General features: G+C 60.2%; 21 protein-coding genes. 13 read left to right on the top strand and 8 right to left on the bottom strand.

Annotated features, from left to right (window positions below; genetic code table 11):
* Positions 1 to 71: 71 nt before the first annotated feature.
* The 3 genes from E2F50_RS20590 to denD all read right to left on the bottom strand — a co-directional run bounded on the left by E2F50_RS20590 (position 72) and on the right by denD (position 3965).
* Positions 72 to 1859, bottom strand: a complete 1788-nt coding sequence (locus E2F50_RS20590) for a glycoside hydrolase family 15 protein (RefSeq protein WP_133318053.1) — start codon at positions 1857 to 1859, stop codon at positions 72 to 74.
* Positions 1860 to 2082: 223 nt separating this feature from the next.
* Positions 2083 to 2985 carry an NAD(P)-dependent oxidoreductase gene (locus E2F50_RS20585; protein ID WP_133318052.1) on the bottom strand — a complete coding sequence of 301 codons (903 nt, stop codon included), beginning with the start codon at positions 2983 to 2985 and terminating at the stop codon, positions 2083 to 2085.
* Positions 2982 to 3965, bottom strand: a complete 984-nt coding sequence (gene denD / locus E2F50_RS20580) for a D-erythronate dehydrogenase (RefSeq protein ID WP_133318051.1) — start codon at positions 3963 to 3965, stop codon at positions 2982 to 2984. The genes E2F50_RS20585 and denD overlap by 4 nt, the downstream gene beginning before the upstream one ends.
* Positions 3966 to 4136: 171 nt before the next feature.
* Between denD and E2F50_RS20575 the strand changes: the two genes are divergently transcribed.
* The 6 genes from E2F50_RS20575 to E2F50_RS20550 all read left to right on the top strand — a co-directional run bounded on the left by E2F50_RS20575 (position 4137) and on the right by E2F50_RS20550 (position 10526).
* Positions 4137 to 5579: an FAD-binding oxidoreductase gene (locus E2F50_RS20575; protein WP_133318050.1), complete on the top strand. Its 1443-nt coding sequence runs from the start codon at positions 4137 to 4139 to the stop codon at positions 5577 to 5579.
* Between the two features lie 27 nt (positions 5580 to 5606).
* Positions 5607 to 6326 (top strand): FadR/GntR family transcriptional regulator, encoded by a 720-nt coding sequence (locus tag E2F50_RS20570; RefSeq protein WP_133318049.1) that lies wholly within the window; start codon positions 5607 to 5609, stop codon positions 6324 to 6326.
* A 128-nt stretch (positions 6327 to 6454) separates the two neighbouring features.
* Complete coding sequence (locus E2F50_RS20565; protein ID WP_133318048.1) at positions 6455 to 7663, top strand: fumarylacetoacetate hydrolase family protein; 1209 nt, start codon at positions 6455 to 6457, stop codon at positions 7661 to 7663.
* A 17-nt stretch (positions 7664 to 7680) separates the two neighbouring features.
* Positions 7681 to 8214, top strand: coding sequence for a TRAP transporter small permease (locus E2F50_RS20560; RefSeq protein WP_133318047.1), 534 nt, complete (start codon positions 7681 to 7683; stop codon positions 8212 to 8214).
* Positions 8214 to 9491, top strand: a complete 1278-nt coding sequence (locus E2F50_RS20555) for a TRAP transporter large permease (RefSeq protein ID WP_133318046.1) — start codon at positions 8214 to 8216, stop codon at positions 9489 to 9491. The genes E2F50_RS20560 and E2F50_RS20555 overlap by 1 nt, the downstream gene beginning before the upstream one ends.
* A gap of 30 nt (positions 9492 to 9521) precedes the next feature.
* A complete protein-coding gene (locus E2F50_RS20550) occupies positions 9522 to 10526 on the top strand; it encodes a TRAP transporter substrate-binding protein (RefSeq protein ID WP_133318045.1) in 1005 nt (334 codons plus the stop codon).
* A gap of 78 nt (positions 10527 to 10604) precedes the next feature.
* On the opposite strand, the gene E2F50_RS20545 is transcribed toward E2F50_RS20550, so the two are convergent.
* The 3 genes from E2F50_RS20545 to E2F50_RS20535 all read right to left on the bottom strand — a co-directional run bounded on the left by E2F50_RS20545 (position 10605) and on the right by E2F50_RS20535 (position 13944).
* Positions 10605 to 11519 carry a DMT family transporter gene (locus E2F50_RS20545; protein WP_425375410.1) on the bottom strand — a complete coding sequence of 305 codons (915 nt, stop codon included), beginning with the start codon at positions 11517 to 11519 and terminating at the stop codon, positions 10605 to 10607.
* Between the two features lie 11 nt (positions 11520 to 11530).
* Positions 11531 to 12733 carry a mandelate racemase/muconate lactonizing enzyme family protein gene (locus tag E2F50_RS20540; RefSeq protein ID WP_133318044.1) on the bottom strand — a complete coding sequence of 401 codons (1203 nt, stop codon included), beginning with the start codon at positions 12731 to 12733 and terminating at the stop codon, positions 11531 to 11533.
* Positions 12734 to 12900: 167 nt separating this feature from the next.
* Complete coding sequence (locus E2F50_RS20535) at positions 12901 to 13944, bottom strand: class I SAM-dependent methyltransferase (RefSeq protein WP_133318043.1); 1044 nt, start codon at positions 13942 to 13944, stop codon at positions 12901 to 12903.
* Positions 13945 to 14251: 307 nt separating this feature from the next.
* On the opposite strand from E2F50_RS20535, the gene E2F50_RS20530 reads away from it, so the two are divergent.
* The 7 genes from E2F50_RS20530 to E2F50_RS20500 all read left to right on the top strand — a co-directional run bounded on the left by E2F50_RS20530 (position 14252) and on the right by E2F50_RS20500 (position 20688).
* Positions 14252 to 16234: a putative bifunctional diguanylate cyclase/phosphodiesterase gene (locus E2F50_RS20530; RefSeq protein ID WP_133318042.1), complete on the top strand. Its 1983-nt coding sequence runs from the start codon at positions 14252 to 14254 to the stop codon at positions 16232 to 16234.
* Positions 16235 to 16378: 144 nt separating this feature from the next.
* Positions 16379 to 17047, top strand: coding sequence for an amino acid ABC transporter permease (locus E2F50_RS20525; RefSeq protein WP_133318041.1), 669 nt, complete (start codon positions 16379 to 16381; stop codon positions 17045 to 17047).
* A gap of 15 nt (positions 17048 to 17062) precedes the next feature.
* Complete coding sequence (locus E2F50_RS20520) at positions 17063 to 17719, top strand: amino acid ABC transporter permease (protein ID WP_133318104.1); 657 nt, start codon at positions 17063 to 17065, stop codon at positions 17717 to 17719.
* 53 nt (positions 17720 to 17772) lie between these two features.
* Complete coding sequence (locus E2F50_RS20515; RefSeq protein ID WP_133318040.1) at positions 17773 to 18576, top strand: transporter substrate-binding domain-containing protein; 804 nt, start codon at positions 17773 to 17775, stop codon at positions 18574 to 18576.
* 31 nt (positions 18577 to 18607) lie between these two features.
* Positions 18608 to 19381: an amino acid ABC transporter ATP-binding protein gene (locus E2F50_RS20510; RefSeq protein WP_281029223.1), complete on the top strand. Its 774-nt coding sequence runs from the start codon at positions 18608 to 18610 to the stop codon at positions 19379 to 19381.
* A 33-nt stretch (positions 19382 to 19414) separates the two neighbouring features.
* Positions 19415 to 20350: a 2-hydroxyacid dehydrogenase gene (locus E2F50_RS20505; RefSeq protein WP_133318039.1), complete on the top strand. Its 936-nt coding sequence runs from the start codon at positions 19415 to 19417 to the stop codon at positions 20348 to 20350.
* 14 nt (positions 20351 to 20364) lie between these two features.
* Positions 20365 to 20688, top strand: a complete 324-nt coding sequence (locus E2F50_RS20500) for a hypothetical protein (RefSeq protein WP_133318038.1) — start codon at positions 20365 to 20367, stop codon at positions 20686 to 20688.
* 7 nt (positions 20689 to 20695) lie between these two features.
* Here E2F50_RS20500 and recQ read toward each other — a convergent pair whose 3' ends face one another.
* Positions 20696 to 22555 carry a DNA helicase RecQ gene (gene recQ / locus E2F50_RS20495; RefSeq protein WP_133318037.1) on the bottom strand — a complete coding sequence of 620 codons (1860 nt, stop codon included), beginning with the start codon at positions 22553 to 22555 and terminating at the stop codon, positions 20696 to 20698.
* A gap of 136 nt (positions 22556 to 22691) precedes the next feature.
* On the bottom strand, positions 22692 to 26378 hold the full coding sequence (gene putA / locus E2F50_RS20490) for a trifunctional transcriptional regulator/proline dehydrogenase/L-glutamate gamma-semialdehyde dehydrogenase (protein ID WP_133318036.1): 3687 nt from the start codon (positions 26376 to 26378) through the stop codon (positions 22692 to 22694).
* Between the last annotated feature and the right edge of the window lie 100 nt (positions 26379 to 26478).

Genomic DNA, 26478 nt, shown 5'->3' with positions numbered 1-26478 from the left:
AGGCGTCAGTTCGGCCGCTTGTCCAGTCCAGCTAACATTGGGATCGAGGGGGCGTTCCCGGTGTAAACAAACTACTGGTTTTCCTGGATCGAAAAGATTGCATGTAACAGCGCCAGATGGCTCAGCCCTTGAGGCAGATTGCCGAGGCCCGCGCCAGTTGCCGGATCGATCAGCTCGTTCAAGATGCCGAAATTGTTGCCGAGCTTTTCGAGAAGCGCCTCCAGCATCCTCGCTGCCCGGTCCGGCTCACCAAGAAAAGCATAGGCTTCCACTAGCCAGCATGAGCAGGCGACGAAAGCCCCTTCTTCCTTCTCAACGCCACTATAGCGATAAACAAGCGGACCTACCGCTAGCTCCTGCTCGATCGCCTTACGGGTCTTCGCCAAGCGACCTTCATGTTCGAAACCGAAGCGGGTCGTCAGCAAGAGAGCCGCATCCAGCCGATCGGTACCCGGATAGAAGGTATAGGATTGTCTGGTCTCCGACCAACAATGGGTGTCCACCCAATCCTTTACCTGCTCCGCCTCGGCGGCCCAGCGATCACGGTTCTGGCTGTCGATATGTCCGCCGTCAGCGAGCTCCACCGCCCGCGATAGCGCCACCCAACAGCCGATCTTGGAAAATGTGTAATGCTGGAGGTCTTCAAGCTCCCATATGCCGGAGTCCTTCTGGCGCCATCTGTCTGAAATTTGATCCGCCAACACCTTCAAGAAACGGGCAGTTATGGGATCGAGCACATGCCCTTTTTTGACGAACAGAACAGCCGTCTCCAATATGTCGCCATAACAGCTGAGCTGAACCTGATGTTTAGCTCGGTTTCCGATCCGGACGGGCCTCGAATTTCGGTACCCGGGAACGTCGAGATCCTTTTCGGACGGGACTTCTCTGCCATCCAGCGTGTAAACGACCCTCGGCTGCGAATCTTCGGCAGAAAGCGTTCGTATCAGCCAGCCGAACGCGGCGATTGGCTCCGGCAGCGCTCCAGCGCGTAGCAAAGCCTTGATCGTGTAGGCTGCATCCCTGATCCAGGCATAGCGGTAGTCGTAATTCTTGTCGCCGCCAAAGCGCTCAGGGAGCCCGAATGTTGCGGCAGCGGCGATAGCTCCTGTCGCGGAATACAAAAGGAATTTCAACGATAGAGCGCAGCGTATCAGGTCCTCGGCAAACGGGCCGTCATAGGTGAGTTCGCCCGACCAGCGCCGCCATTCCTGATCGCTGAGGTCAATTCGTTCATCGATCGCCTGGTTTGCCGGTATGGCCAGCGGACCTTCGCCTGCGACCAGAAGCGCAATGCAAGTGCGGCTGCCGGGACTGGTCGTATGGTGAGCGATAGTCTGGTTATCGTCGTCTTCGCTCAGCGTGACCTTGTTGTCGTGACAGAAGGTGGTGGTCATGTCCCCGACATAGCGGACAGTGGCGTTCTCATGCTCCTGTCGCCTCAAAGGACGCCCTGAGGCGGTCGGCCGCTGCACGATCTCAAATTCGACACTGCCCGAAATTCCTTCGATGCGGCGGGCGAGTTCGCACCAGGGGAGCCGACCCGAAACACCGCTGTTCAAGGATTCTGTCACACGAGCAACGCCATCCTTCGTGATGAAGGTGGTTTCGAGCACATTGCTGTTTTGCCGGTATCGGCGTTCGATCTTGAACGGGGCGAGCGGAGTTGCTGAAAATCGCCCGCCGTTGTGGGCATCATGGAGACGGTTGAACAGCGGCTGGGAATCCATGTTCGGCGCGCACCACCAGTCGATGGAGCCATCGGCTCCGACAAGCGCCACCGAGCGGCCGTCTCCCAAAGCCGCATAATGCTCCAAGGGAAGGTGGCCGTCGGTCCGTTCCGGTACGAGAGAATGAAGCACGTCAGCCGAGGATGTTGTTGTTTATGGAGGTGGCGCGGTAGCGGGCTGGAGCGCGGTCGGCTTCTTGGCTGGCTGATGTCATCTCACGGCTTTCAAAGGCTGAAGACAAGCAAAAGCGGAAGGGGGGCAATAAGTTCCCCACTCCAGTCCTCACCCTAGCCCGTTGTGCTTCTCGTTTAGACCTGAAGGTGGCGGCCCGCCAGATCTGCCCGCATCAACACTTCTACTGCGAGCGAGCGTTTAGCTTCTCGAGATGAAGCAGGAGCGCGCTATGGTCCTTATCCCCGCCGCCCTCGACCACGAAGGTGTTGAACGCTTCGCGCACACTCTCGGTCAGCGGAAGGTTAAGCGAAAGGGCTTCGGCAAGCGCTGCCACTGCATCGAGATCCTTAAGTTGGTTGCGTGACGAGCCCCCGGGTTCAAAATCGCGCCGAATCATTCGGCTGCCATGCAGGTCGAGGATGCGGCTTTCGGCAAAGCCGCCTCGGATAGCGGTCCGGAATGCTTCGCGCGATGCGCCACCGGCTTCCACCAGCACCATGGCTTCCGCGATCGCGCCAATGGTGATTGCGACGATCTGCTGATTGGCCAGCTTGCAGACCTGACCGGCACCGCTCGGGCCGACATGGGTCACGCGCCCAAGTGCGGCAAAGACATCGGCAAGGCGTTCAACCACGTCCGGTTCGCCGCCGGCCATAATCGCCAATGTTCCTGATTCGGCGCCGACTACGCCGCCAGACACTGGCGCATCCAGATGCGTGATCCCTTTCTGCCGCAAACGTGCCGCATGCTGGCGCGCCAGGTTTGGCGCTATCGAACTGGTATCGACGACTACAGTGCCTTGCTTAAGTGCTTCTGCACAACCGCTGTCGAACAAGACCTCCCCCACCGCCTCGCCATTGGTGAGCATCGTGAAGACGATCTCCGCATCAGCGATGACCTCCCTGGGGGACGCAGCAATTGCAGCCCCATCCCCCTGCAAGGGCAGTGCTTTGTTCGGATCCCGGTTCCACACGGACACGGCATAACCTGCACCGAGCAGGCGGCGCGCCATCGGCGCCCCCATCAGGCCGGTGCCCAGGAAGGCAATCTTTGTCCGTCCGGGTGCCTGCAAAGGATCGCTCATATCTGTCCTCCCAGCTCGTCTTCGATATGCACGCGGATGATCTCGTCGAAATTTTTCTCAGCCTTGAAACCAAGCTCAGTCGCGCGTTTTGCCTCAAAGCCGGGTGCCCAGCCGGCCACCATTTTCATGATCATGTCGTCGGGCTGTCGGCGGATCAACCGCACGGCCTTTTCGCCCGCCACGCGACGCAGTGCTTCAATCTGTTCGCCGACCGTGGCACTGACGCCCGGCATGGAAAGGCTGCGTCTTGATCCGACCGCGTCGAGATCCATGCTGGCCGCATGAATGAGATATCCAACGGCGGAGCGGGGTGAAGTATGCCAGTGGCGCACATCGTCGGAAACCGGGAGAATGGCCTCCTGACCGATCAATGGCTCGCGCAGGATGTTGGAAAAGAAGCCGGATGCCGCCTTGTTCGGCTTGCCCGGGCGGATGCAGACGGTGGGGAGGCGGATGCCGATGCCATCAAAAAAGCCGCGCCGGCTGTAGTCAGCGAGCAGCAGTTCCGAAATCGCCTTCTGGGTCCCGTAGCTGGTGAGCGGCGTCAGATGGAAATCGTCGGGGATCGGGAAGGGAAGCGGGGCCCCGACCACTGCGATCGAAGAGGTAAACACCACACGCGGCTTATAGCCGTCCTCCTCGTGAGCATGCCTTATCGCGTCGAACAAATATCGGGTGCCGTCGAGATTGATGCGGTAACCCTTGTCGAAATCCAATTCGGCTTCACCTGACACAATGGCCGCCAGGTGAAAGATCACATCGGGCCGCGAAGCGATGAGTTTCTCCGCTTGGCCGACTTGGGAAATATCCACGTCAAGAGCATCTACACGACCGGAAAAATCTGCCGGATGATCCGGCTTGACCACGTCCACCAGAGTCAGGCGTTCGACCGGCCGCTCCCCAAGTCCACCATCAGTGATCAAGCGTTCCGTCAGCTTGCGCCCAACCATGCCGGCGGCGCCAATTATGAGTAAATGCATGTCTTTCTCCCCTCTTGTCTTGCCTGAAGTTCAAAGACTGATCCTTCAAAAACATCTTGTAGGGTTGTCTGATAACCTTATATGCTTGGCTTGAAAACCAGGAATATGCCGAGAGACCAAGTCTTTCGAGACAACGAGGCTGCGGCAGTGATTGAGTAGAGGAGGTCGCCAATGGCTGATCAGCACAACGTCGTCGCAGAACACCGCTTGTCCTTGCAGGAGCGTCTTGGCAGCGACATGGTTCTCACGGAAGCCAGTGAGATGCTCCGCTATTGTCGCGACTGGCATGGTGATGTCACCAGCGCTGCCGTTGCAGTGCTCAGGCCCCGTTCGACCGCCGAGGTTGCGGCTGCAGTCACGGCCTGCCGCGTATTAGGCCTGTCAATTGTCCCGCAAGGCGGCAATACTGGACTGGTGCTTGGCGGCATTCCCGACGCTCCGGAGCGTCAGGTCATCCTCAGCCTTGAACGCTTGAATCGGATCCGGACGATCGACGCCGACGATTTTTCCGCGGTCGTCGAAGCGGGCTGCATTCTGTCCGAATTGAAGGATGCGATCGCCGACAAAGGCATGTTCTTTCCGCTAGCGCTTGGTGCGCAGGGAAGCTGCCGGATTGGCGGAAATGTGTCTACCAATGCCGGCGGCATCAATGTGCTGCGTTACGGGATGACCCGTGAACTGGTGCTCGGGCTCGAAGTGGTGCTGGCGGACGGAACGATCTTCGAAGGCTTGTCTACACTGCGCAAGGACAATCGCGGCATCGACCTGAAACAGCTCTTCATCGGCGCCGAGGGCACGCTTGGCATCATCACCGCCGTATCCATCAAGCTGACGCCCTATCCCGATCATGTGGCGACGGCACTGCTGGCTCTCGCTTCGCTGGATGATGCCATTACGCTTTACCGCAGGGCACGTCGCGACTGCTGCGATCTGATGTCGGCTTTCGAATTCATGCCGCCTCTCGCTTTTGATCTTGCCCGCGAGGCCATGCCGGACCTGCCGATCCCGATTGCCGGTGACTACCCCGCTTACGTCTTGATGGAGATATCCGGCAGCGGCCTGATTGATGTCAACGATCTGATGGAACGTTTCCTCGAAGGCGTGATGACCGATGGCCTTGTGGTGGACGGCACGATCGCTTCTTCCCAGGCGCAGGCGCGCAGTCTTTGGCTCATCCGCGAAGGAATGAATGAAGGGCAGGCCAAACGCGGCTCGCATATGCGCAGCGACGTATCCGTGCCGCTGTCGAAGCTCGCGTCCTTTGTCAGCGATGCGGAGGCTGCTATCTCCCAGGCCCTTCCCGATTGCATCAGCGTCTCCTATGGTCATGTCGGCGACGGCAATGTGCATCTCAATGTCCTGCCGCCGACGGATCTTCTAGGCGAGGCGCGCGACCAGGTCATCTATAAAGCCAAGACGGTGCTGAACGAGGTGGTCGACCTTTATCAGGGCAGCATCAGCGCCGAACACGGCATTGGCCGCCTGAAGCGGGCTGACTTTGAGAGCCGATTGCCGGATACCCGCCGGAAGCTGCTTGCAGCCGTGAAGCATGCGGTCGATCCCCATCTTCTGTTCAATCCGGGCTGCCAGTTGAATCTCAACGGAATCTCGTAGAAGAAGCTTTCGCAGGGGGAAGCGAACGTGGCCGTAGCGGATTTCAACCAGATCAGAAGAAGCGAGCACCTCCCGGCGCGCATTGCCGCACAGATCGCCCGCGAAATCACCGAAGGACGCATCTCGGCCGGCGAAAAGCTGCCGACGGAACATCTCCTCTCCAAGACGTTCGGCGTTAGCCGCTCCGTTGTTCGCGAGGCAATCGCCCATTTGCGCAATGAAGGTTTGGTGGAAACCAGGCAGGGCGTCGGGGCATTTGCGACCGACATTGAAAGGCGCCAGTCGATCCGCATCGAGCAGGAGAACCTGTCGGATAAGGCGAGCTTCCGCAGCCTGTTTCAACTGCGGCTGCCGCTCGAGATCGAAGCGGCGGGTCTTGCGGCAATCCACCACACGAGCGACGACCTGCTGAAGCTCGACGAGGCGCTGTCCCAGATGACGGGGGCGGCCAAGTGGACGGATGAGGGCATTCTTGCCGACTTGGCGTTCCATCGCCAGATCGCCGCTGCCACGCAGAACGAATATTTCTTGCTTTTCTTAGGCTTCGTTGCCGAGCGCATTCACCTTGCCATCAACGCAGCGCGGGCCAGCGCGGTTCTGGAGGAGATTGTCGAGGTAACGATTGCCGAGCATCTTGCGATTCGCGACGCTATCGCCAGCCGCCAGCCCAACCAGGCACGTCAGGCCATGCATGAGCATCTGGTCGGGGCGGCAAGCCGCATTGAACTGCAGCTAGAAATTTTCTAACGGTTGTGCAAGTTAAATTGGATCGATCTAGTCCTATCAAGTGAAGCTCTTACAACCATGCTGGACAGGGGAGATTTCTCTCTTTAAAAGAAATCCCGGGAGCAGTTGTCAGACATCCTGACAATAGAATGAGCGGAGGATGCGTCCTCTGTGGTGAAGAGGAGGATCGCGCGGTGAATACCGAGCATGTAGTGAACCTAGAAACAATTTTGCCGCAGGCTGCGCAAGATGCACTGTTGATCGGGCGTGTCTGGTCCAAGGCTGCAGGCGGCCCCTGCCCCGTTCTTCTTTCCTCATCGTTCCGTGTTCTCGACCTGTCGCTGCTCGCGCCCACAGTGTCGCAACTGCTGGAGAAAGAAGACCTAGTCGCTAGCCTGAAGGATCGGCCGGACTTTGCCGACCTCGGCTCGCTTGGCGAATTTCTGGATGGCTCTGCCGGTGAATTGCTGGCGCCAGCCGATCTTCAGGCGATCAAGGCGGCAGGTGTCACCTTCGCTGATAGCATGCTGGAGCGCGTCATCGAGGAGCAGGCCAAAGGTGATCCCTTACGCGCTCAGGAAATCCGCAAACAGCTCGCCCCGGTGCTCGGTGACAATCTAAAAGGCGTCGTCGCTGGCTCCGAAAAGGCCGCTCAGGTCAAGGCCCTGCTGCAGGGCATGGGGCTCTGGTCGCAATACCTGGAAGTCGGGATTGGCCCCGATGCAGAGATCTTTACCAAGGCGCAACCGATGTCGGCTGTTGGCTGTGGCGCGGTGATTGGTATACATCCTAAATCCGAATGGAATAATCCCGAACCGGAAATCGTGCTGGCGGTCAATTCCGCGGGTCGTATCGTCGGCGCGACGCTTGGAAACGACGTTAACCTGCGCGACTTCGAGGGCCGCTCCGCCCTGCTTCTCAGCAAGGCCAAGGATAACAATGCTTCCTGCGCCATTGGGCCGTTTATCCGCCTTTTCGACGGAAAATTCACAATCGACGACGTCAAGTCAGCCGAGATTTCTTTGTCCGTCAAAGGCGAGGAGGGCTTCGAAATGACCGGTGTGAGTGCCATGCAGGCGATCAGCCGTTCGCCGGAAGAGCTTGTCGCTCAGTTGGTCAATTCGAACCATCAATATCCCGATGGCGTCGTGTTTTTCCTCGGCACAATGTTTGCACCGGTGAAAGACAGGCGCGGCGCGGGCCTCGGCTTTACCCACGAGATCGGCGACGTCGTTGAGATTTCTACTGCAAAGCTTGGCCGGTTGATCAATCGGGTCGAGCACAGCGACAAATGCCCTCCCTGGAGTTTCGGGCTGTCCGCTTTGATGAGGAATCTTGCCCAACGCGGGCTTTTGTAAACGGCGGGAGGGTGAACATGCAAAGAACTACCGATCTTTTCTTCAAGTTTCTCGAGATCCTGCTGATCGTCCTGCTGTCAGGCATGGCAATCATGGTCTTCGCGAACGTCGTCCTGCGATACGCCTTCAATTCCGGCATGTCTGTTTCAGAAGAGCTATCCCGCTACTTCTTCGTCTGGCTGACTTTTATCGGCGCCGTCGTCGCGTTTCGCGAGCATGGCCATCTCGGGGTGGAAAGCGTGGTGGCCTTGTTCGGCCGCACCGGTCGCCTGATCTGCATGATCTTGTCGAACATTATTATTCTGGTCTGCTCTATGATCTTCTTCTGGGGCACATGGCAGCAGTTCGAAATCAATGCCAGCATGACGGCTCCGGTGACTGGCCTATCGATGATCTGGGTATACGGCATTGGCCTGTTCACGGGCGCCGGCATGTCGCTCATCGCACTCGAGCGCCTGTTCCGTTATGTCACTGGTCGCGCCACCGCGGAGGAGATCAGCATGTTCGCCGGAGAAAACCTCACCATCGAGCAGATGGCGGAGCGCACCTGATGACACTCATCGTTTTCATCGTATCGCTTCTCGGTGCCATGGCGATCGGTGTGCCCGTGGCCTTCTCGCTGATGTTCTGCGGCGTCGTGCTCATGTGGTACATGGACATGTTCAACACGCAGATCATTGCCCAGAACATGATCGCCGGTGTCGACACCTTTACACTGCTCGCAATCCCCTTCTTCATCCTCGCCGGTGAGCTGATGAATTCCGGCGGCCTGTCTCGCCGCATCATTGACTTCGCCATCGCCTGCGTCGGCCATATCCGCGGCGGCCTCGGCATCGTCGCCATCATGGCGGCGATCATCATGGCGAGCATCTCGGGCTCTGCCGCCGCCGATACCGCGGCACTGGCTTCAATCCTCATCCCGATGATGGCCAAGGCCGGTTATAATGTGCCCCGTTCTGGTGGCCTGATCGCCGCAGGCGGCATCATCGCACCGGTTATTCCGCCGTCGATGGCCTTCATCGTATTCGGCGTCGCCGGCAATGTCTCAATCACCCAGCTTTTCCTGGCCGGCATTTTTCCCGGCATCCTGATGGGCATCTCGCTGATCATCGCCTGGCTCATCGTTGTGCGAAAAGACAATGTCCAGGCCTTGCCGAAGGCATCGATGAGCGAGCGCTTGCGCGTCACGGGCCGCGCTGCCTGGGCGCTTGGCATGCCCGTCATCATCCTTGGCGGCATCAAGGCCGGCATCATGACGCCAACGGAAGCGGCCGTCGTCGCGGCGGCTTATGCCTTGTTCGTCGGCATGGTTATCTATCGTGAACTGACGCCAAGCCAGCTACCCCATGTCATCCTGCAGGCTGCCAAGACCACCTCGGTAATCATGTTTCTTGTAGCCGCCGCGCTTGTCTCTTCTTGGCTGATTACTGCCGCCAATATTCCGGCTGAAATCGTCGGTTATATCGAGCCGCTCATCGATCGCCCGATGCTGCTGATGTTTGCGATCATGATCCTCGTCCTGGTCGTCGGCACGGCGCTTGACCTGACGCCGACCATCCTGATCCTGACGCCGGTTCTGATGCCGATCGTCAAGCAGGCAGGCATCGATCCGGTCTATTTCGGCGTGCTGTTCATCATGAACAACTCGATCGGCCTCATCACCCCGCCAGTCGGCGTGGTGCTCAATGTGGTCAGCGGCGTTGCACGCATTCCGCTCGGGAAGGTGACGGCCGGAGTTTGGCCGTTCCTGATCGCCGAAACGATCGTGCTCTTTCTGCTGGTCCTGTTTCCAGACCTCGTCATGGTACCGTTACGCTGGCTCCAATAACCGTCTCACACACATCCTGGGAGGATAACTATGAGAAAGCTTCTACTGACAACCGCCGCCCTTGCCCTTGCTTGCTCGTCAGCGGCACCGGCATTTGCTGAATTCAAGTCGCGCAATATCCGCGTTTCCAACGGCATCAATGCCGACCATCCGGTCGGCAATGGTATCAAAGCCATGCAGACATGCCTCGACGAGAAGTCCGGCGGCAAGATGAAGCTGACGGCATTCTGGGGCGGCGCGCTTGGCGGCGACCTGCAGGCGACGCAGGCGCTTCGCTCGGGCGTTCAGGAAGCCGTGGTCACCTCGTCTTCGCCGCTCGTCGGCATCGTTCCTGCCCTCGGCGTCTTCGACCTGCCCTTCCTGTTCGGCAATGCTCAGGAAGCCTACAAGGTTCTCGACGGCAAGTTCGGCGACATGATCAACCAGAAGCTCGATGCTGCCGGCGTCATAAACCTCGCATACTGGGAAAACGGCTTCCGCAACCTGTCGAACTCCGTTCGCCCGGTTACCAAGTGGGAAGACTTCTCGGGGATGAAGGTTCGCGTTATGCAGAACAACATCTTCCTCGATACCTTCCAGAACCTCGGCGCCAACGCCACGCCGATGGCTTTCGGCGAAGTCTTCTCGGCTCTCGAAACCAAGGCGATCGACGCACAGGAAAATCCCTATGTAACGATCGACACGTCGAAGTTCTTTGAAGTGCAGAAATACGTTACTGAGACCAACCACGCCTACACACCGTTCCTCTTCCTGTTCTCCAAGGCCATCTTCAACACCTATGCGCCAGACGAGCAGGCCGCCCTTCGCGCCTGCGCGGTCGTTGGTCGTGACGTGGAGCGTCAGGTGATCGGCGATCTGAACAAGAAGTCGCTCGAGAAGATCAAAGCGGCCGGTCTCCAAGTCAATACGCTGTCTGAGGACGAGCAGAAGCGCATCCGCGAAAAGTCGGCGGTCGTCTATGAAAAGCACAAAGCCACGATTGGCGCTGACGTGGTCGACGCCATCGTTGCCGAGCTCAAGGAAGTCCGCAAATAAGGATGGGAGGCCGCTTCGTCCGAGCGGCAGCCTTCGACAACACGAAGCCCGCGACGCCTGAGGCGCCGCGGGCTTTTCTCATTCAGGAACCGCCGGCAGCACCGCCTGGCGCTTCTTCAGCGTCTGCTCGCGGATGAAGATGAACAGGCCGGAGGCGACGATCAGGGTGGCCCCGATCATCATCGTCAGCCGAGGCCCGTCGCCGAAGAAGATCCAGCCGAAGATCACCGCCCAAAGAAGCAACGTATACTGCAGCGGTGCAACTGTTGCCGCGTCGGATATCTTCAGCGCCCTGTTGACCAGCATGTGAGCCGCCATGGCAACAACGCCCAGCAGCCCAAGCAATGCGACATCCAGGCCGGACGCGATGGGCGACCAGTCCGTCGGCGCAAAAACGAGCCCGGCAAGCCCTGCCCCCGCCACCTGGAAGAAGACGAGCGTGCTATCTGGGGTTTCGCGCAGGAAGCGGCCGGAGATCAGCATGAAGGCGAAGGCCGCGCTGCCGACGATCGAAATCAGAGCCGGGGCCGTAAACATGGCGCTAGATGGTTCCAACGTGATGATAACGCCAACGAAGCCAACCGCGATCGCCGTCCAGCGCCGCCAGCCGACCTTCTCGCCCAGCAGGAAGGGCGATGCCGCAGCGACATAGATCGGCGCTGCCAGCCAGTAAGTCATCACATCGGCAAGCGGCAGGTAAACGACAGCATAATAAAAGAAGAAGACTTCTGCTGTCGAAAAGGCGACGCGGGCCAGCTGCATGCCCGGTCGTTGCACCCTGAGGAGCTTGCCGAACCCGGCCCGCCAGACCATCGGCACAAGGATCAGAAGGGCCGCGAGGCTGCGCAGCAGGATAACTTGCCCCAAGCCGTAGCTGGAAACCAGCCATTTACCCATGGCATCGTTGAGCGCGAACATCAGCATGCCGATCAGCATGAGGATGGGGCCAGTCATGGTGGTGCTCCGGCTCATGGTTGCTGCCGTCTGGGTCATTACTCCCTTCCTCACGATCCGGATGCGTCCGACACGCGCCGGCTGACGGTGAAGGCTCGGTCAAGGTCCGGGTTGAGTTCCATGCCAAGGCCCGGGCCGGGCGGCACGGTGATCATGCCGTTCTTGACCTCCGGCAATGCCGTCACCAGGTCGCGGTACCAGGTGTTGTAGAAGGCGCGCACGCTTTCCTGCACCAGCGCGTTCGGCGCATTGAGCGACAGATGGGTCGAGGCGCAGAGCACGACCGGGCCGGTGCAGTCGTGCGGAGCAACCGGCAAATGCCAGGCTTCCGCCATCGAGGCGATCTTGCGAGCCTCGGACAAGCCGCCGCACCAGGAGATGTCAAGCATGACGATGCCGGCGACGCCGGTCTCGAGATAGTCCCGGAAGCCCCAGCGCGTCGCCAGCGTTTCAGACGCTGAGATCGGCGCCGGCGAGACCTCGGCGTAGCGCTTGAGGCTCGACAGGCTGTCCATCTTGATCGGATCTTCATGCCAGAACGTTTGATACGGCGTCAGTGCCTTGGCGATCTGCATGGCCGGCAGCAGCTGCCACATCGAGTGGAACTCCACCATGATGTCCATCTTGTCGCCAACTGCCTTGCGGATCTTGTCGAACGGTTCGAGCGCCACCTTGAGGGCCGGCATGGAGATATACTGGCCGCGGGTCTTTTCGGCCGCCGCATCGAAGGGCCAGATCTTCATGGCCGTGATGCCCTCCTCCAGCAGAGACTCGGCCAGCTCGTCGGCGCGGTGCAGGAAGCCGTTGAGATCGTCATAGGCGGTGCCGCCGGTCAGGCCGTAATTGACGGTCGACTGGCCTGTCGCCTTCTTGATGTATTCGGTGCCGGCGCAGGTGTTGTAGGTGCGGATTTCTTTACGGCTGAAACCGCCGAGCAACTGAGCGATCGGCTGCCCGGTCGCCTTGCCGAAAATGTCCCAGAGGGCGATGTCGAATGCGGAATTGCCGCGCACTTCGGCGCCGGACGAGCGGAAGCCCACATAACCGACGAGATCCTGGGCAAGCAGGTCGATCGCCAACGGATCGCGGCCGATGACACGTGGCGCCACGTATTCATGGATATAGCTCTCGACCGTCTCGGCGCCGAAAAAAGTTTCGCCAAGGCCTATGAGACCCTGGTCCGTATGGACGAGGACCCATAACAGGTTTGCGCGCTCCGCCACGCGCACAGTTTCTACCCTCGTGATCTTCATCTGCTGTCATCCTCCTCCGATTCACCTGCAGCTTATCAGGTGGTAGGCGGAGACGATGCAGATCGGAAGACTTTTATCAGCTCGATCAGAAAATCACGAACGCGCGAGGTTGCCGAGGCACAGTGAGAGCGGCGTGCGGAAATTTTTCGCGCGCCGCTCTTTATGTCTTAGCTGCGCTTCTTGATGAAACCGTAGACGATATTGCGGTTCTTGCCGAAGAAGACGCCGGTTTCGTATTCATCCTTATCGACGCAGGCGTGGATGATCTTCCACATATCGGCCTCGGAACGGAGCAGGAGCTGCCAGTTCATGAAGGTCTCGATATAGCCGTCCACCAGGATCGGATAGGAATAATTGGCGAAAAGGAAGGTGCCGTTGGGCTTCAGCATATCCAGGCAACGTTGGGTCAGCTTGATAGCAACCTTGTCAACTAGATAGTCATAAAGCCCGGAGGCATAAACGAGGTCGAATGTGCCTGGGTGCTGGCGTCCCGTCAGGATGGCCCGAACGGAGCCATCGATGGCTTCAACCGAGGTGCCTTGGTAATCCCGAGCGATCGTGCCGACGCTGATGGGATCCTGGTCAAGTGCGACCCAGCGCTTTAACTGCTTTTCGCGGAAAGCCTTGGAATATTCTGCTTCGCGCAGATGTCCGGCCGCGACGCTCAGCACCTCAGTGCCAGCCCCGGTCCGGGCTGCGACTTCGTCCACATAGCCTGCAAGAATGTCGCGGCGGTCCCAGTTGGCCAGCGAAGATGGGGCGGTGCTTGTATACTCGAACAGGGCCTTGCCAAGATCGGAAGCGCCTGCCACGTCCTCCGTTACGCTGTCATGCCGATAAATGAAGTCCAGCAGCCTGGCATCGCCAGAGTAGCCGCGCGGCTTGTCCCAGGACCAGCGGGTCAACGGATCCTGCAGAAAATATTCCGAAACGGCATGTTCTTGCACGAAAGGCACCAGCTCCTGCCAGACGCGCGGCTGCAGCCGGTGGCGGATTTCATGAAGCGACATCGTCACCCGGTCGATGACCTTCGTGGGGTTTTCGCCCTTGGCGAACTGCTGGCGAGCGAGTTCCAGCAAGAGAGCCAATTCTCCCTTTCCGATGGCAAGATGCTCGTCGAAACGTTCTTCCTTCGCCGCCACCAGCTCATCGGCAATCGCGCTGGGTGTAATGAGGCTGTGGCCGTCAAATTCCATTTTCATTTGGGTCATATGAACATCCCCGTCATACAATGATACATTTTGAGGGGATGCGGCGTCTGCAAGCCCTGCTCATCCCGTGAAATTGATCATAGACAGAAACTTCTGATTAACCATTAGATTTCTTAGCCAGCGCCGGAAATGCATTTTCTTGGTAAATTTAACCAGATTTAACGGCACCCCTGTAAATGGGGAGGTGAATGCCCGGCACGTTGTCACCTTGATCGAGCCTTGATCAGCAGCCGCCAGAGCTTAATTTCGTCCGTGGGCAGTAGGCTGAGAGGCCCGAGCCGCGGGGCAGGAGCCGATGGAAGAGTGCATGAGGCACACATTTGCGGACACCGTGGAGATAGATCTGCAGCGGAAATTGCAGAGACCATCTCCGCACGAGCTGCGTTGCCTTTACGACCAGGACGACGAGCCAGCAAGAAGGACCGCGACGCGCCAAGGTCTCTGGATCGCGGTCATTGTTTATCTTCTATTTTCGGCAACCGATCTGTTGATGATCCCCGATGTGGCTCCCTACACAATTGTGGCGCGGCTGATGGTCGGAGTTGTTGCGCTGGCGATCCTGGAGGCCCAATACCATCTGGGGGCAGGCATCAAATGGCTTGATCGCACTAGCGCCTCGGCGCTTGTCCTGGGTTATGCAGTCTGGGTATTCCCTGCAGCCCAGACCATACATTCACACAGCCTCTCTTATTATATGGTTTTCGGCGCCATTTTCATGATGGGCGCCAACCTGTTCTTCAGCTTCCGCTTTGGTCTTTCCGTTGCCTCGTCGAGCGCCGTTCTCTTCACCTTCCTGTTTTCCTTGTCGATCTTTTGGCCGGGCAAGATGTATGTGTTCGCATTCGGCACTTTTTACGTCTCCTGCTTCGTCTTCACATCCTACGTCAACTGGAAGCTCAACCGCGAGCGCTACCATGTTTTTCTGAATGCGCTCGAAGCAAAGATGCAGCAGAAGGAGGCGAGCGAACGAGGCGAAGCGCTGCTGCGCATGTCGAACACCGATTATCTGACGGGTCTCGCAAACCGCCGTGCAGTCGATCAAAAGCTCAGGCAATATTGGGATGACTGGCAGGAGACCGGTCGTGGCTTTGCCACTCTTCTCGTCGATGTCGATTTCTTCAAGAAGTACAACGACGCCTACGGTCACCAAGGCGGGGATCGCTGCCTGATCCGGGTTGCGACCGCTATAAAGGCGGCAGTTGAGCCTTATGAGGGCTTCATTGGCCGCTACGGCGGGGAGGAATTCATTGTTGTCGCGCCCATAGACAACCGTCAGGCAGCGGCAGGGTTGGCCGAAACGATCCGTCTGACGGTCGAGAAGCTGGGCATCCGGCATGAGGAACGGCGCGACGGAACATCCATTGTCTCTGTTAGCGTCGGCGCAGCCTTCACACGAGAACAAAACGGCGAAAAGCTTGAGAAGTTGATCCATGAAGCCGACCGGGTGCTCTACGGCGCCAAGGCAAGCGGGCGCAACTGTGCTCGGGTTTTCGATCCCAGCGATCCCGAGAGCAGCGACGAGAGCGAAAACATCGCTGCCCTGCTCAAGATCGCCATCCATCATGATCTCGTATCGCTTGTGTATCAGCCGATCGAAGATCTTGCTTCGGGCCGGCACGATTCTGTCGAAGCTCTGATGCGCCTCAAGACGCTCGACGGCAACATAATCCCTCCCAGCCTGTTCATACCGATCGCTGAGCGTACCGGGTCGATCCTTGAACTGGGCCGATGGGCAATCCGGACGGTCTGCCGGGATCTGCTGGCCGACAATCATGTTCAGACCGCCAGCGTCAACGTCTCCCCAATCCAGCTGAAGACGCCCGGGTTTGCGGCCAGTGTCGCGGCTATTCTTTATGAAACCGGCGTCGCCGGCAGCAGGCTCGCTTTTGAGATCACCGAAGGTCTTGAAATGGAAAAGCATTCTGAGGTCTTACGATGCATCAGTGATCTAAAGACCCTTGGCATCAAGATCTGGCTGGACGATTTCGGCACCGGATTTGCCGGCCTGTCCTGGCTGCGGCTCATTGACTTCGATACGGTCAAGATAGACCGCTCCTTCCTCCACGATAGCGTTAGTGTGCGTGGCGAGGCCATGCTTCAAGACATAATCGGGCTTATTCGCAATCGCGGTCCGCGGATCCTGGTGGAAGGTGTCGAGACATCGGTGCAACTGGCGCTGCTGCGGACCATGCACATCGACGCGGTCCAGGGCTATCATGTCGGTCGTCCTGCACCGGCAGAACTCTACCACCGTCGTCCGACATCAGGTGCAAAAAGCCTGCCTGTCTGACCTCCCTTCAGCGCGTTGATTTCTGCGACCATGCAGCGTCTCCAGCCGGGTCGCAGCTTGACTAAGCAGAAGAAAAGATTTTAGATCGATCTAATTGGTAAACGGCGGAGGAGAAGCTCGCTTGCCAGGGTGAGGAGGTCACGGTTGTATATCTTCAATTTCGAGCCCGTATTCGCGGGCTTCGACCAGCTTCTGCTCGGCGCGTGGCTGACCATCCAGCTGTCTTGCGCGGCAATGGTCGTCGGCCTGATCGTTTCTGTGCTCTGTGCCGCGGGCAAGACATCTGGCATCGCCCCGCTGCGCTTCGTGATCGACGTCTATATCGAGGTCATCCGCAACACGCCATTTCTGGTGCAGATTTTCTTCATCTTCTTCGGCCTTCCCTCTCTCGGTCTTCGCCTGACGCCGAACAGTGCCGCTCTCTTGGCTCTTGTCGTAAATTTTGGCGCCTATGGAACGGAAATCATCCGCGCCGGCATCGAGTCGATACAGAAGGGGCAGATCGAGGCCGGCACTGCGCTTGGCCTGTCGAAGCTGCAGATCTTTCGCTATGTCGTCATGAAGCCGGCGTTGCGGACTGTCTACCCGGCACTCACCAGCCAGTTCATCTATCTAATGCTGACCTCGAGTGTCGTCTCGGCGATATCGGCGGACGACCTGGCGGCCGCCGGCAACAATCTGCAATCGCAGACCTTTGCCAGCTTCGAAGTATATATCGTCGTGACGTTCATGTACCTGGTGATGTCGATAGGCTTTTCGGCAGTATTCTCGGTGATCGAGAAGGCCGCCTTCAAATATCCCTTGAGCCGATAGGAGCCGATCATGCCTCTGATTAGACCTTTCGGCCTGCCTGAATTCTGGATCATCGTGATGGCGGCGCAGTGGACGATCGCGCTGTCGGCGATCGCCTTTGCCGGCGGCGGTATAGGCGGTCTTTTGATCGCCTTGCTGCGCGTGTCGGATGCGAAATGGCCGCGGCTGATCGCCACCGCCTTCATCCGCGTATTCCAAGGCACCCCGCTGCTGATGCAGCTTTTCCTGGTGTTCTTCGGGATGAACATTATCGGCCTTGCCATCAATCCCTGGCTTGCGGCGGCGGTCGCTTTGACGCTGCATGCGAGCGCCTTTCTCGGCGAGATCTGGCGCGGCTGCATCGAGGCCGTACCGCCAGGGCAGCGCGAAGCGGCAACGGCGCTCGGGATCCGCTACTATAACCGGATGCGCTATGTGGTCCTGCCGCAGGCTTCGCGTATTGCCGTGGCGCCGACCGTCGGCTTCCTGGTGCAGCTCATCAAGGGCACGTCGCTTGCGGCCATCATCGGCTTCACCGAACTCACCCGCCAGGGGCAGATCATCAACAATGCGACATTCAGCCCGTTCATGGTGTTCGGAACGGTGGCGGCGATCTATTTCGTCCTCTGCTGGCCGCTATCGGTCCTGGCACGACGCATGGAACTGAAATTCTCCCGCGCAACGGCACGTTGACGGGGTTCTGAAGCCGGAGGGAGGAACCCCGGCACAACGTAAAGGGTAGGAACATGAAAATTTCCAGACGCATGGTCATGGCGGCAATCGGCGCCGGACTGATGGTGGGTGCAACTGCCTCGACGGCTTCGGCGCAGACCGTCGAGAGCATCAAGTCGGCGGGCACGCTGAAAGTCGGCATGCTGGTCGATTTCCCGCCATTCGGCATCATGAACACCTCCAACCAGCCGGACGGCTATGACGCCGACGTCGCCAAACTGCTGGCCAAGGAATGGGGCGTCAAGGTGCAGATCGTGCCGGTGACCGGCCCGAACCGCATCCCCTACCTGCAGAGCAACCAGGTCGACCTGCTGGTCGCCTCGCTCGGCATTACCGAGGAGCGCGCCAAGACGGTTGATTTCTCGCAAGCTTATGCCGGCATCTCGATCGGCGTGTTCGGCGCCACTGGCACTAAAGTGTCCAAGCCTGAAGACCTCTCGGGCAAGACGGTGGGCGTCGCGCGCGCCTCGACGCAGGATACCGCCGTCACCAAGATCGCTCCGAAAGATGCCAAAATCCAGCGCTTCGATGACGATGCCAGCGCCGTACAGGCTTTACTGTCTGGCCAGGTCGAACTGATCGGCGTGTCGAATGTCGTTGCCGTACAGATCGACAAGGCGGCGCCCGGTCGCTTCGACCAGAAGCTTCAGCTTACCCAGCAGGTGCAGGGAATCGCCGTGCGCAAGGACTCTGCCGAATTGTTGACGGCTGTCAACAGCTTCATCGACAAGGCCAAGACGAGCGGCGAGCTGAACACGATCCACGAAAAGTGGCTCGGCGCCAAGCTGCCGGACTTCGTCGTTGCCACCAAGAAGTAAGACATACAGGTATTAAAAGGGAGGCCCCCGCATGACTGAGATAACCAACGCATCGGCGGATATGCGGGGAGGCCCCGATCTCGTGGTCCGGATGGAAGGCGTCAACAAGTGGTACGCCGCCTTCCATGCCCTGAAAGATATCGACCTGTCTGTCACCAGGGGCGAGCGGATCGTCATCTGCGGCCCTTCGGGGTCCGGAAAGTCAACGCTGATCCGCTGCATCAATCAGCTGGAGACGATCCAGAAGGGCAAGATTGTGGTTGACGGCCATGATCTGACCGCCGGCGGAAAGAATGTCGACATCGTCCGCCAGGAGACCGGCATGGTCTTCCAGCAGTTCAACCTTTTCCCGCACATGACTGTGCTGGAGAACTGCACGCTGGCGCCGATGAAGGTGCGCGGCATCTCCAAGGCCGAAGCCGAGAAGACCGCCCGCACATATCTGGAGCGGGTCCGCATTCCGGAACAGGCCGAGAAATATCCTGCCCAGCTTTCCGGCGGCCAGCAGCAGCGCGTGGCGATCGCCCGGGCGCTCTGCATGAACCCCAAGATCATGCTGTTCGACGAGCCGACCTCGGCGCTCGACCCGGAAATGGTCAAGGAAGTGCTCGACACGATGATCGATTTGGCCCGGGAAGGCATGACCATGCTCTGCGTCACGCACGAGATGGGCTTCGCCCGCCAGGTGGCCGACCGGGTGATCTTCATGGATCGCGGCGAGATCCTCGAAACGGGCACGCCGAGCGAGTTCTTCGGCAATCCGCAGAACGAACGGCTGAAGACCTTCCTCGGCCAGATTTCCTGATCCCCTGCCATTTTCGACAAACGGAATTCAGACATGAAACCAGAGATCCTTCTCGTTGAACCGATGATGAAGCGCTTCGAGGAAGAGCTCGATGCCGCCTATACGGTGCACCGGCTGCACGACCCGGCGCAGAAGCAATCGATCGAAGCCGCATTGCCGAATATCCGCGGCGTCGTGACCGGCGGCGGCACCGGGCTGGCCAACGAATGGATCGAGAAGCTTCCAGGCCTCGGCGTGATTTCCGTCAATGGCGTCGGCACCGACAAGATCGACCTGAAATTCGCCCGCAGCCGCAATATCGACGTGGCGATCACTGCCGGCGTGCTGACCGATGACGTTGCCGATATCGGCATCGCCCTTATGCTCGCGCTTTACCGGAATATTGCCAAGGGCGATGCCTATGTGCGCGACGGGCTCTGGGGCAAGGAACCCTTCCCGCTCGGCACCAGTCCGAAGGGCAAGCGCGTCGGCATTCTCGGTCTCGGTCAGATCGGCCGGGCTTTCGGGCGACGCGCTGCAGCCTTCGGCATGTCGGTCCGCTACTGGAACCGCTCGCCCGTCACCGATACCGACTGGAAATCCTGCGCCTCGCCGGTGGAGCTGGCAGAAGACAGCGACGTGTTGTGCGTCATCGTCGCGGCAAACGCCCAGACCCAGAACATCGTCAATGCCGAGATCCTCAGGGCTCTCGGGCCGAAGGGCGTGCTCATCAACATCGCACGTGGCACGGTGGTGGACGAAGACGCTCTGCTTGCTGCCCTGAAGGACGGCACGATCGGCGGCGCCGGCCTCGACGTGTTCGTTGGCGAACCAAATATCCGCGAAGACTTTTTCACCGCACCCAACACCGTTCTCGTGCCGCATCAGGGCAGCGCCACGATCGAGACCCGGGTCGCCATGGGCGAACTGGTTCTGTCCAACCTTGCCGCCCATTTCGCCGGCGAAAAGCCGCCGACCACCGTAAACTGAGCAGGAAAATCGCCATGATCATACGCCAGGCCTTCTTCGAAGGCACGATCCATGCCGGCAAGGAAGATGCGTTCAGGGCCTATGTTGCCGAGACGCTGATGCCCATGTGGCTCGCCTTTCCCGGCATCAAGGAAGTCCGGGTTCTCTATAATTTCGAGCGGGACGAAGGCGCCCCCTCTTATCCGATGGTGCTGTCCACCATGTATGAGAGCCGCGAAACGCTGGCTGCGGCGCTCGCCTCACCGGTGCGCTCCGAAAGCCGCGAGGCGACCAAGGGCCTGCTCGCCCTGTTCGACGGCCATATCCACCACCACGTCTTCGATCTCGCCCACGGCTAGTCGCGCGCTATTGATCATGGGCGCGTATGACCTGCAGAAATGCCTCGCCATAGCGTTCGAGCTTTGACTGTCCAACGCCGGAAATGCCGAGCAGCGCTTCACGGCTCGCGGGGCGGTCGGTTGCGAAGGCAACCAGGGTCGTGTCCGGAAAGACCACATAGGGCGGTACCGAGAGTTCTTTAGCGATGGCAAGACGCGCCACCCGAAGCGCTTCGAACAGCACCGCATCGGAACCTTCCAGTGACGATCTCGGGCCGCTCCCGTTCGATATTCCCGATCTCGACGCCTTGCCCGTCGTCGGCCGGTCCTTGCGGAAGCGGACTTCACGCTCATGCTTGAACACGGCGCGGGCTCCCGGCTCCAATTTCAGCGCACCGAAAGCGTCGTGATCGACGCTGACGAGACCGCCGGCGAGAAGCTGTCGGTAGACAGATTGCCAGGTCTTGGACGGTATGTCCTTGCCGGCGCCGAAGACCGGCATATCGACATGGCCGAAGCGGGTCGTCTTGTCGTTCTCGGTCCCGAGCAGAACGTCGATCAGATGGCCGGTGCCGAACCGCTCGCCGGTCCGGTAGATCGCCGCCAGGGCCTTGATGGCGGCGTCGGTGCCATCCCAGGTCTCGACCGGCTTCAGGCAGGTGTCGCAATTGCCGCACTGGCCCGAATGCGCCTCGCCGAAATGCGCAAGGATCGCCTGCCTGCGGCATCCGGGCGTTTCGCAGATGCCGAGTAGCGCGTTGAGCTTGGCACGTTCGACCCGCTTGACGTCCTCGCCCGACGCCCCCTGGTCGATCATCCGGCCGCGTTGGATGACGTCCGCCATCCCATAGGCCATCCAGGCATCGGATGGCAGGCCGTCGCGCCCGGCGCGGCCGGTCTCCTGGTAATAGGCTTCGACTGACCCCGGCAAATCGAGATGCGCTATATAACGCACGTTGGGCTTGTCGATTCCCATGCCGAAAGCGACAGTCGCGACAAGGCAAAGATCCTCTTCCTTGAGGAAGGCATCCTGATTGGCGTCGCGGACGCTGCGATCCATGCCGGCATGATAGGCAAGCGCACGAATGCCCTGCCCGTTCAGCCATTTGGCGGTATCTTCCACCTTTGCCCGCGACAGGCAGTAGACGATGCCGCTCGACCCCTTGTGGCGCGACAGGAAGCGCAGGAGTTGCTGGCGCGGCTGGTCGCGCTCGACAATTTCATAGGCGATGTTCGGCCGATCGAACGACGTCGTGAAAACCTCGGCCGAGCGCAATCCGAGCCTGTCGATAATATCTTCGCGGGTATGCGGATCTGCCGTTGCCGTCAGCGCAATACGGGGCACGCCGGGATAATTCTCCGCGAGATGGCCGAGTTCGCGATATTCAGGCCGGAAGTCGTGACCCCATTGGGAAACGCAATGTGCCTCGTCGATGGCAAACAGGGCAATCTTGGCATTGCCGATGACATCCTTGAACGCCGGCGTGACGATCCGTTCCGGCGTGACATAGAGAAGATCGAGCTCGCCGCCGGCAATGGCCCGGCGGACATCGAGAAACTCTTCGCGCGTCAGCGACGAATTCAGCGCCGCAGCCCGCACGCCCAGCTGCTTCAGCGCTTCGACCTGGTCGCGCATCAGCGCGATCAGCGGCGAAACCACGATGCCAACGCCCTCCCTGCAGAGGGCAGGGATCTGGAAGCAGAGCGATTTGCCGGCCCCTGTCGGCAACAGCACGACGGCATCGCCGCCGGACACGATCCGATCGACGACGGCAGCCTGCTTGCCCCGAAAGGCGGGATAACCATAGACCCGCTTGAGCACGGCAAGCGGATTTTTACCGCCGTCGGTATCAAAAAGGGCGTCAGTGCGGTTCTGTGTCTGCGGCATGGAATCGCTTTCGTGAGTACAGCCGTGTTATTGCACAGGCGCGGCGGCAACCACGAGATTTACAGGAACGCTCGCAAAATCGAGCATGCAGTTGGTTGCGGCTCTCCAAGCACCCGAGTTCAAGCATTGCTGCGCCTCAGCCGATCGCCATCAAGCTGGCATTGCCGCCGGCAGCGGCGGTGTTGATCGAGGTCGAGACCTCCTCCAGCAGCCAGTTGAGGCAATAGGCTTCGGGATTGTCCCTGAGTTCGGCCGATGAGGCTGCCTGCGTCAGGACGAGAGGTCCGGGAAGACTGGCGATCCGCTGGCCGATCGCCAGCACCCGATCGCCCTCGCCTTCGATCAGGGCGCCGGCATAAGGGCCGTTCGCCGCCCAGTCGTCCGCCCAGGTAATCTGCGCCGCGACGCTCGCCGGCAGGTCGGCCAGACGGTCCTTCAGGCCGGATGTGACATCGATGACCGCGCTGTTGCCGGTCGAGAGCACGGCGCCGAGCTGCGCGAACAGCCCCTCCTCCGTCTGCAGCGCGAGCAGGATGCGGCCGCGGGGATGCAGCGCGTAGAGGTTCTTTTCGCCGACCGGCCCGGTCAGTTCGAGGCTGAGGCCGAGCGCCGAGCTGCTGCCGAGATTGCGCACTAGATCGGCAGGACCATCATTGCCCTGTTTCGCAAGCCAGGTGGCGAGATCGAGCGCGGCCGGATGCAGAAAGACCGAGCTGTGCTGCGGCGGCACCGGCGGGGTCTGGACGAGCCTGCCGATATAAAGCGGCCCGCCGGCCTTTGGCCCGGTTCCCGACAATCCCCGGCCGCCGAACGGCTGCACGCCGACGACGGCGCCGATGACGTTGCGGTTGACATAGACATTGCCGACCCGGATGCGGCTGGTGACATGCGCGACCGTCTCGTCGAGGCGGGTATGCAGGCCGAAGGTCAGCCCGTAGCCGGTGGCGTTGATGTCGTCGATCAGGCGATCCAGCTCCTGGCGCTTGTAGCGCACCACGTGCAGGACCGGACCGAACACCTCCCGGTCGAGATCCGCGAGCGACTTCAGTTCGATGATCGTCGGCGAGACGAAGGTACCCGCTGCAGTTCCCTCAGGAAGGGCAACCTGCTCGACGCGCCGTCCGAGCGCCCGCATCTTCTCGATATGCGCAGAGATATTGCCCTGCGCCTCGGCGGTGATCACCGGGCCGATATCGACCGAAAGCTGGTCGGTGCGGCCGATCCGCAATTCCGCCAGGGCGCCCTTCAGCATGGAAAGGGTTCGCTCGGCGACGTCTTCCTGCAGGCAGAGCACGCGCAGCGCCGAGCAGCGCTGTCCGGCGCTGTCGAAGGCGGACGCGATAACATCCGCCACCACCTGTTCGGCAAGCGCCGAGGAATCGACGATCATCGCGTTCTGGCCGCCGGTCTCGGCAATCAGCGGGATCGGCTTGCCCGCGGCGGAGAGGCGACCGGCCAGTTCCTTCTGGATCAGCCGTGCCACTTCCGTCGAGCCGGTGAACATAACGCCTGCCGTCTGCGGTGCTGCCACCAGGGCCGCACCGACCCGGCCGTCGCCGGGGAGGAATTGCAGGGCACCGCCTGGCACGCCGGCCTCATGCAGGATGCGGACCGCTTCGGCGGCGATCAGCGGCGTCTCTTCCGCCGGCTTGGCCAGCACGGGATTGCCGGCGACCAGGGCTGCGGCGATCTGGCCGGTGAAGATGGCAAGCGGGAAATTCCACGGACTGATGCAGACGACCGGGCCGACCGGCTTGTGACCGACGCCCAGCGTGCGACGGGCTTGTTCCGCGTAATAGCGCAGGAAATCGATCGCCTCACGCACTTCGGCAATCGCGTTGGGCAGGGATTTTCCGGCTTCGCGCATGGCCAGGCCCAGCAGCATCGGCATGCGGGCCTGCATCAGGTCTGCCGCCCGGTCGAGGCATGCAGCTCTTTCGATGGTTGGCAGGGATGCCCATCCGTCCATCGCCTCGACTGCAAGCCGTGCCGCCTTCGCCAAGTCCTCGGCCGAGGTTTCCGTGACATGGCCGACGACGTCTGAATGATCTGCCGGGTTGAGCACCGTGCGCGCTTCGCCGGAACCGAAACCAAAGGCCAGCAGCGGCTTTGCTTCCCGGACGATGGCGGCGTCGCGATGCAGATCGGCGGACAGCGCCGACAGGGTCGCTTCGTTCGACAGGTCGAGGCCTGCCGAGTTCTGCCGGCCCTTGCCGTAGAGATCCGCCGGCAGGGCGATCTGGTCGTGCTTGGCGCCGGGCACGGCCATGGCGCGCACCACCGCGACCGGGTCGGCGATCAGGTCGTCGACGGAAACCTCGGGATCCGCGATGCGGTTGACGAAGGAGGAATTCGCACCATTTTCCAGCAGGCGCCGCACCAGATAGGCGAGCAGCGTTTCATGGGTGCCGACCGGCGCATAGATGCGGCAGGGCCGGTCGAGCTTGCCGCTTCCGACGACCTCGTCATAGAGCGGTTCGCCCATGCCGTGCAGGCATTGGAACTCATATTTGCCGACACGGAAATCGGGGCCGGCGAGCTGATAGATCGTCGCCAGCGTCTGCGCATTGTGGGTGGCGAATTGCGGGAAGACCACGTCGATTGCCGCCAGCAGCTTGGCTGCGCAGGCGATATAGGAGACGTCCGTGTGGATCTTGCGGGTGAAGACCGGGAAATCCTCGAGCCCGTCGATCTGGGCGCGCTTGATCTCCGCATCCCAATAGGCGCCCTTGACCAGCCGCACCATGATCCTTCGGTCAGCGCGGCGCGCCAAGTCGATGATGAAATCCAGCACGGCCGGGCAGCGCTTGCCATAGGCCTGCACCACGAAGCCGATGCCGTCCCAGCCGGCCAGCGCGGGATCGAAGCAGAGCTCTTCGAGAAGATCGAGCGAAAGCTCCAGCCGGTCGGCCTCTTCGGCATCGATGTTGAGGCCGATATTGTAGGATTTGGCGATCGCCGCCAGGCTTTTCACGCGCGGCAGCAGCTCTTCCATCACGCGGGCCGCCTGCGAGCGCGAATAACGCGGATGCAGCGCCGAGAGCTTGATCGAAATGCCAGGACCCTCGTAGACACCGCGCCCGGCCGAAGCCTTGCCGATCGCATGGATGGCGTTTTCATAGTCGCGGTAGTAGCGCGCCGCGTCGGCGGCCGTGGTCGCCGCTTCGCCTAGCATATCGTAAGAATAGCGGAAACCCTTTGCCTCCATCTCGCGCGAGCGGCGCAGCGCCTCGTCGATCGTTTCGCCCGTGACGAACTGCTCGCCCATCATCCGCATCGCCATGTCGACGCCGCGGCGGATCACCGGCTCGCCGCAGCGGGCGATGAGGCGCGTCAGCGCCGCCGTCAGGCTGCGGTCGTTAACGGTGGAGGTCAGCTTGCCGGTGACGACGAGGCCCCAGGTCGCGGCATTGACGAACAGCGAGCGGCCTTCGCCAATATGCGATTTCCAGTTGCCGTCGGCGATCTTGTCGCGGATCAGTGCATCACGGGTGGCAGTATCGGGAATACGCAGCAGCGCTTCGGCCAGGCACATCAGCGCGACGCCTTCCTGGCTCGACAGCGAATATTCCTGGACCAGCCCCTCGACGCCCGAACCCTTGTGCTTGGCGCGCAGCGCCAGGATCAGCTTGCGCGCCGTTTCCCTGGCATTGGCGGCGAGTTCGGAAGGAAGCGTTGCAGCCTCCAGAAGCGGAACTAGGCATTCCGGTTCCGGACGCCGATAGCCAGCGGTAATCGCTTGGCGCAGCAGCGACTGCGGCCGGATAGGTGGCGCAAAGGCAGAAAAGATGGAAGAGGAGCTTAGCTGTGAAAGATTGTCCATGAGATCCACCGGAAGCGTCATATGTCGCCATAATACTCTTGCGCCGCTGGTGCTTCTCGCTAAAAATAAGATGGATGTAAAGAATTTCCCTATTGTCTCT

The sequence above is a fragment of the Rhizobium deserti genome (assembly GCF_004358025.1).
GTDB classification, from domain to species: Bacteria; Pseudomonadota; Alphaproteobacteria; order Rhizobiales; family Rhizobiaceae; genus Neorhizobium; species Neorhizobium deserti.
The sequence above is the reverse complement of the archived record's forward strand: the minus strand, read 5'-3'. Positions and strand labels throughout refer to the sequence as shown.

Excerpts from the sequence above, each read along its gene's own strand:
- E2F50_RS20585 (WP_133318052.1), bottom strand. The coding sequence starts at position 2,985 with ATGAGCGATCCTTTGCAGGCACCCGGACGGACAAAGATTGCCTTCCTG.
- denD (WP_133318051.1), bottom strand. The coding sequence starts at position 3,965 with ATGCATTTACTCATAATTGGCGCCGCCGGCATGGTTGGGCGCAAGCTG.
- E2F50_RS20575 (WP_133318050.1), top strand. The coding sequence starts at position 4,137 with ATGGCTGATCAGCACAACGTCGTCGCAGAACACCGCTTGTCCTTGCAG.
- E2F50_RS20565 (WP_133318048.1), top strand. The coding sequence starts at position 6,455 with ATGAGCGGAGGATGCGTCCTCTGTGGTGAAGAGGAGGATCGCGCGGTG.
- E2F50_RS20560 (WP_133318047.1), top strand. The coding sequence starts at position 7,681 with ATGCAAAGAACTACCGATCTTTTCTTCAAGTTTCTCGAGATCCTGCTG.
- E2F50_RS20555 (WP_133318046.1), top strand. The coding sequence starts at position 8,214 with ATGACACTCATCGTTTTCATCGTATCGCTTCTCGGTGCCATGGCGATC.
- E2F50_RS20550 (WP_133318045.1), top strand. The coding sequence starts at position 9,522 with ATGAGAAAGCTTCTACTGACAACCGCCGCCCTTGCCCTTGCTTGCTCG.
- E2F50_RS20545 (WP_425375410.1), bottom strand. The coding sequence starts at position 11,519 with ATGACCCAGACGGCAGCAACCATGAGCCGGAGCACCACCATGACTGGC.
- E2F50_RS20540 (WP_133318044.1), bottom strand. The coding sequence starts at position 12,733 with ATGAAGATCACGAGGGTAGAAACTGTGCGCGTGGCGGAGCGCGCAAAC.
- E2F50_RS20535 (WP_133318043.1), bottom strand. The coding sequence starts at position 13,944 with ATGACCCAAATGAAAATGGAATTTGACGGCCACAGCCTCATTACACCC.
- E2F50_RS20530 (WP_133318042.1), top strand. The coding sequence starts at position 14,252 with ATGAGGCACACATTTGCGGACACCGTGGAGATAGATCTGCAGCGGAAA.
- E2F50_RS20515 (WP_133318040.1), top strand. The coding sequence starts at position 17,773 with ATGAAAATTTCCAGACGCATGGTCATGGCGGCAATCGGCGCCGGACTG.
- E2F50_RS20510 (WP_281029223.1), top strand. The coding sequence starts at position 18,608 with ATGACTGAGATAACCAACGCATCGGCGGATATGCGGGGAGGCCCCGAT.
- E2F50_RS20505 (WP_133318039.1), top strand. The coding sequence starts at position 19,415 with ATGAAACCAGAGATCCTTCTCGTTGAACCGATGATGAAGCGCTTCGAG.
- E2F50_RS20500 (WP_133318038.1), top strand. The coding sequence starts at position 20,365 with ATGATCATACGCCAGGCCTTCTTCGAAGGCACGATCCATGCCGGCAAG.
- recQ (WP_133318037.1), bottom strand. The coding sequence starts at position 22,555 with ATGCCGCAGACACAGAACCGCACTGACGCCCTTTTTGATACCGACGGC.
- putA (WP_133318036.1), bottom strand. The coding sequence starts at position 26,378 with ATGGACAATCTTTCACAGCTAAGCTCCTCTTCCATCTTTTCTGCCTTT.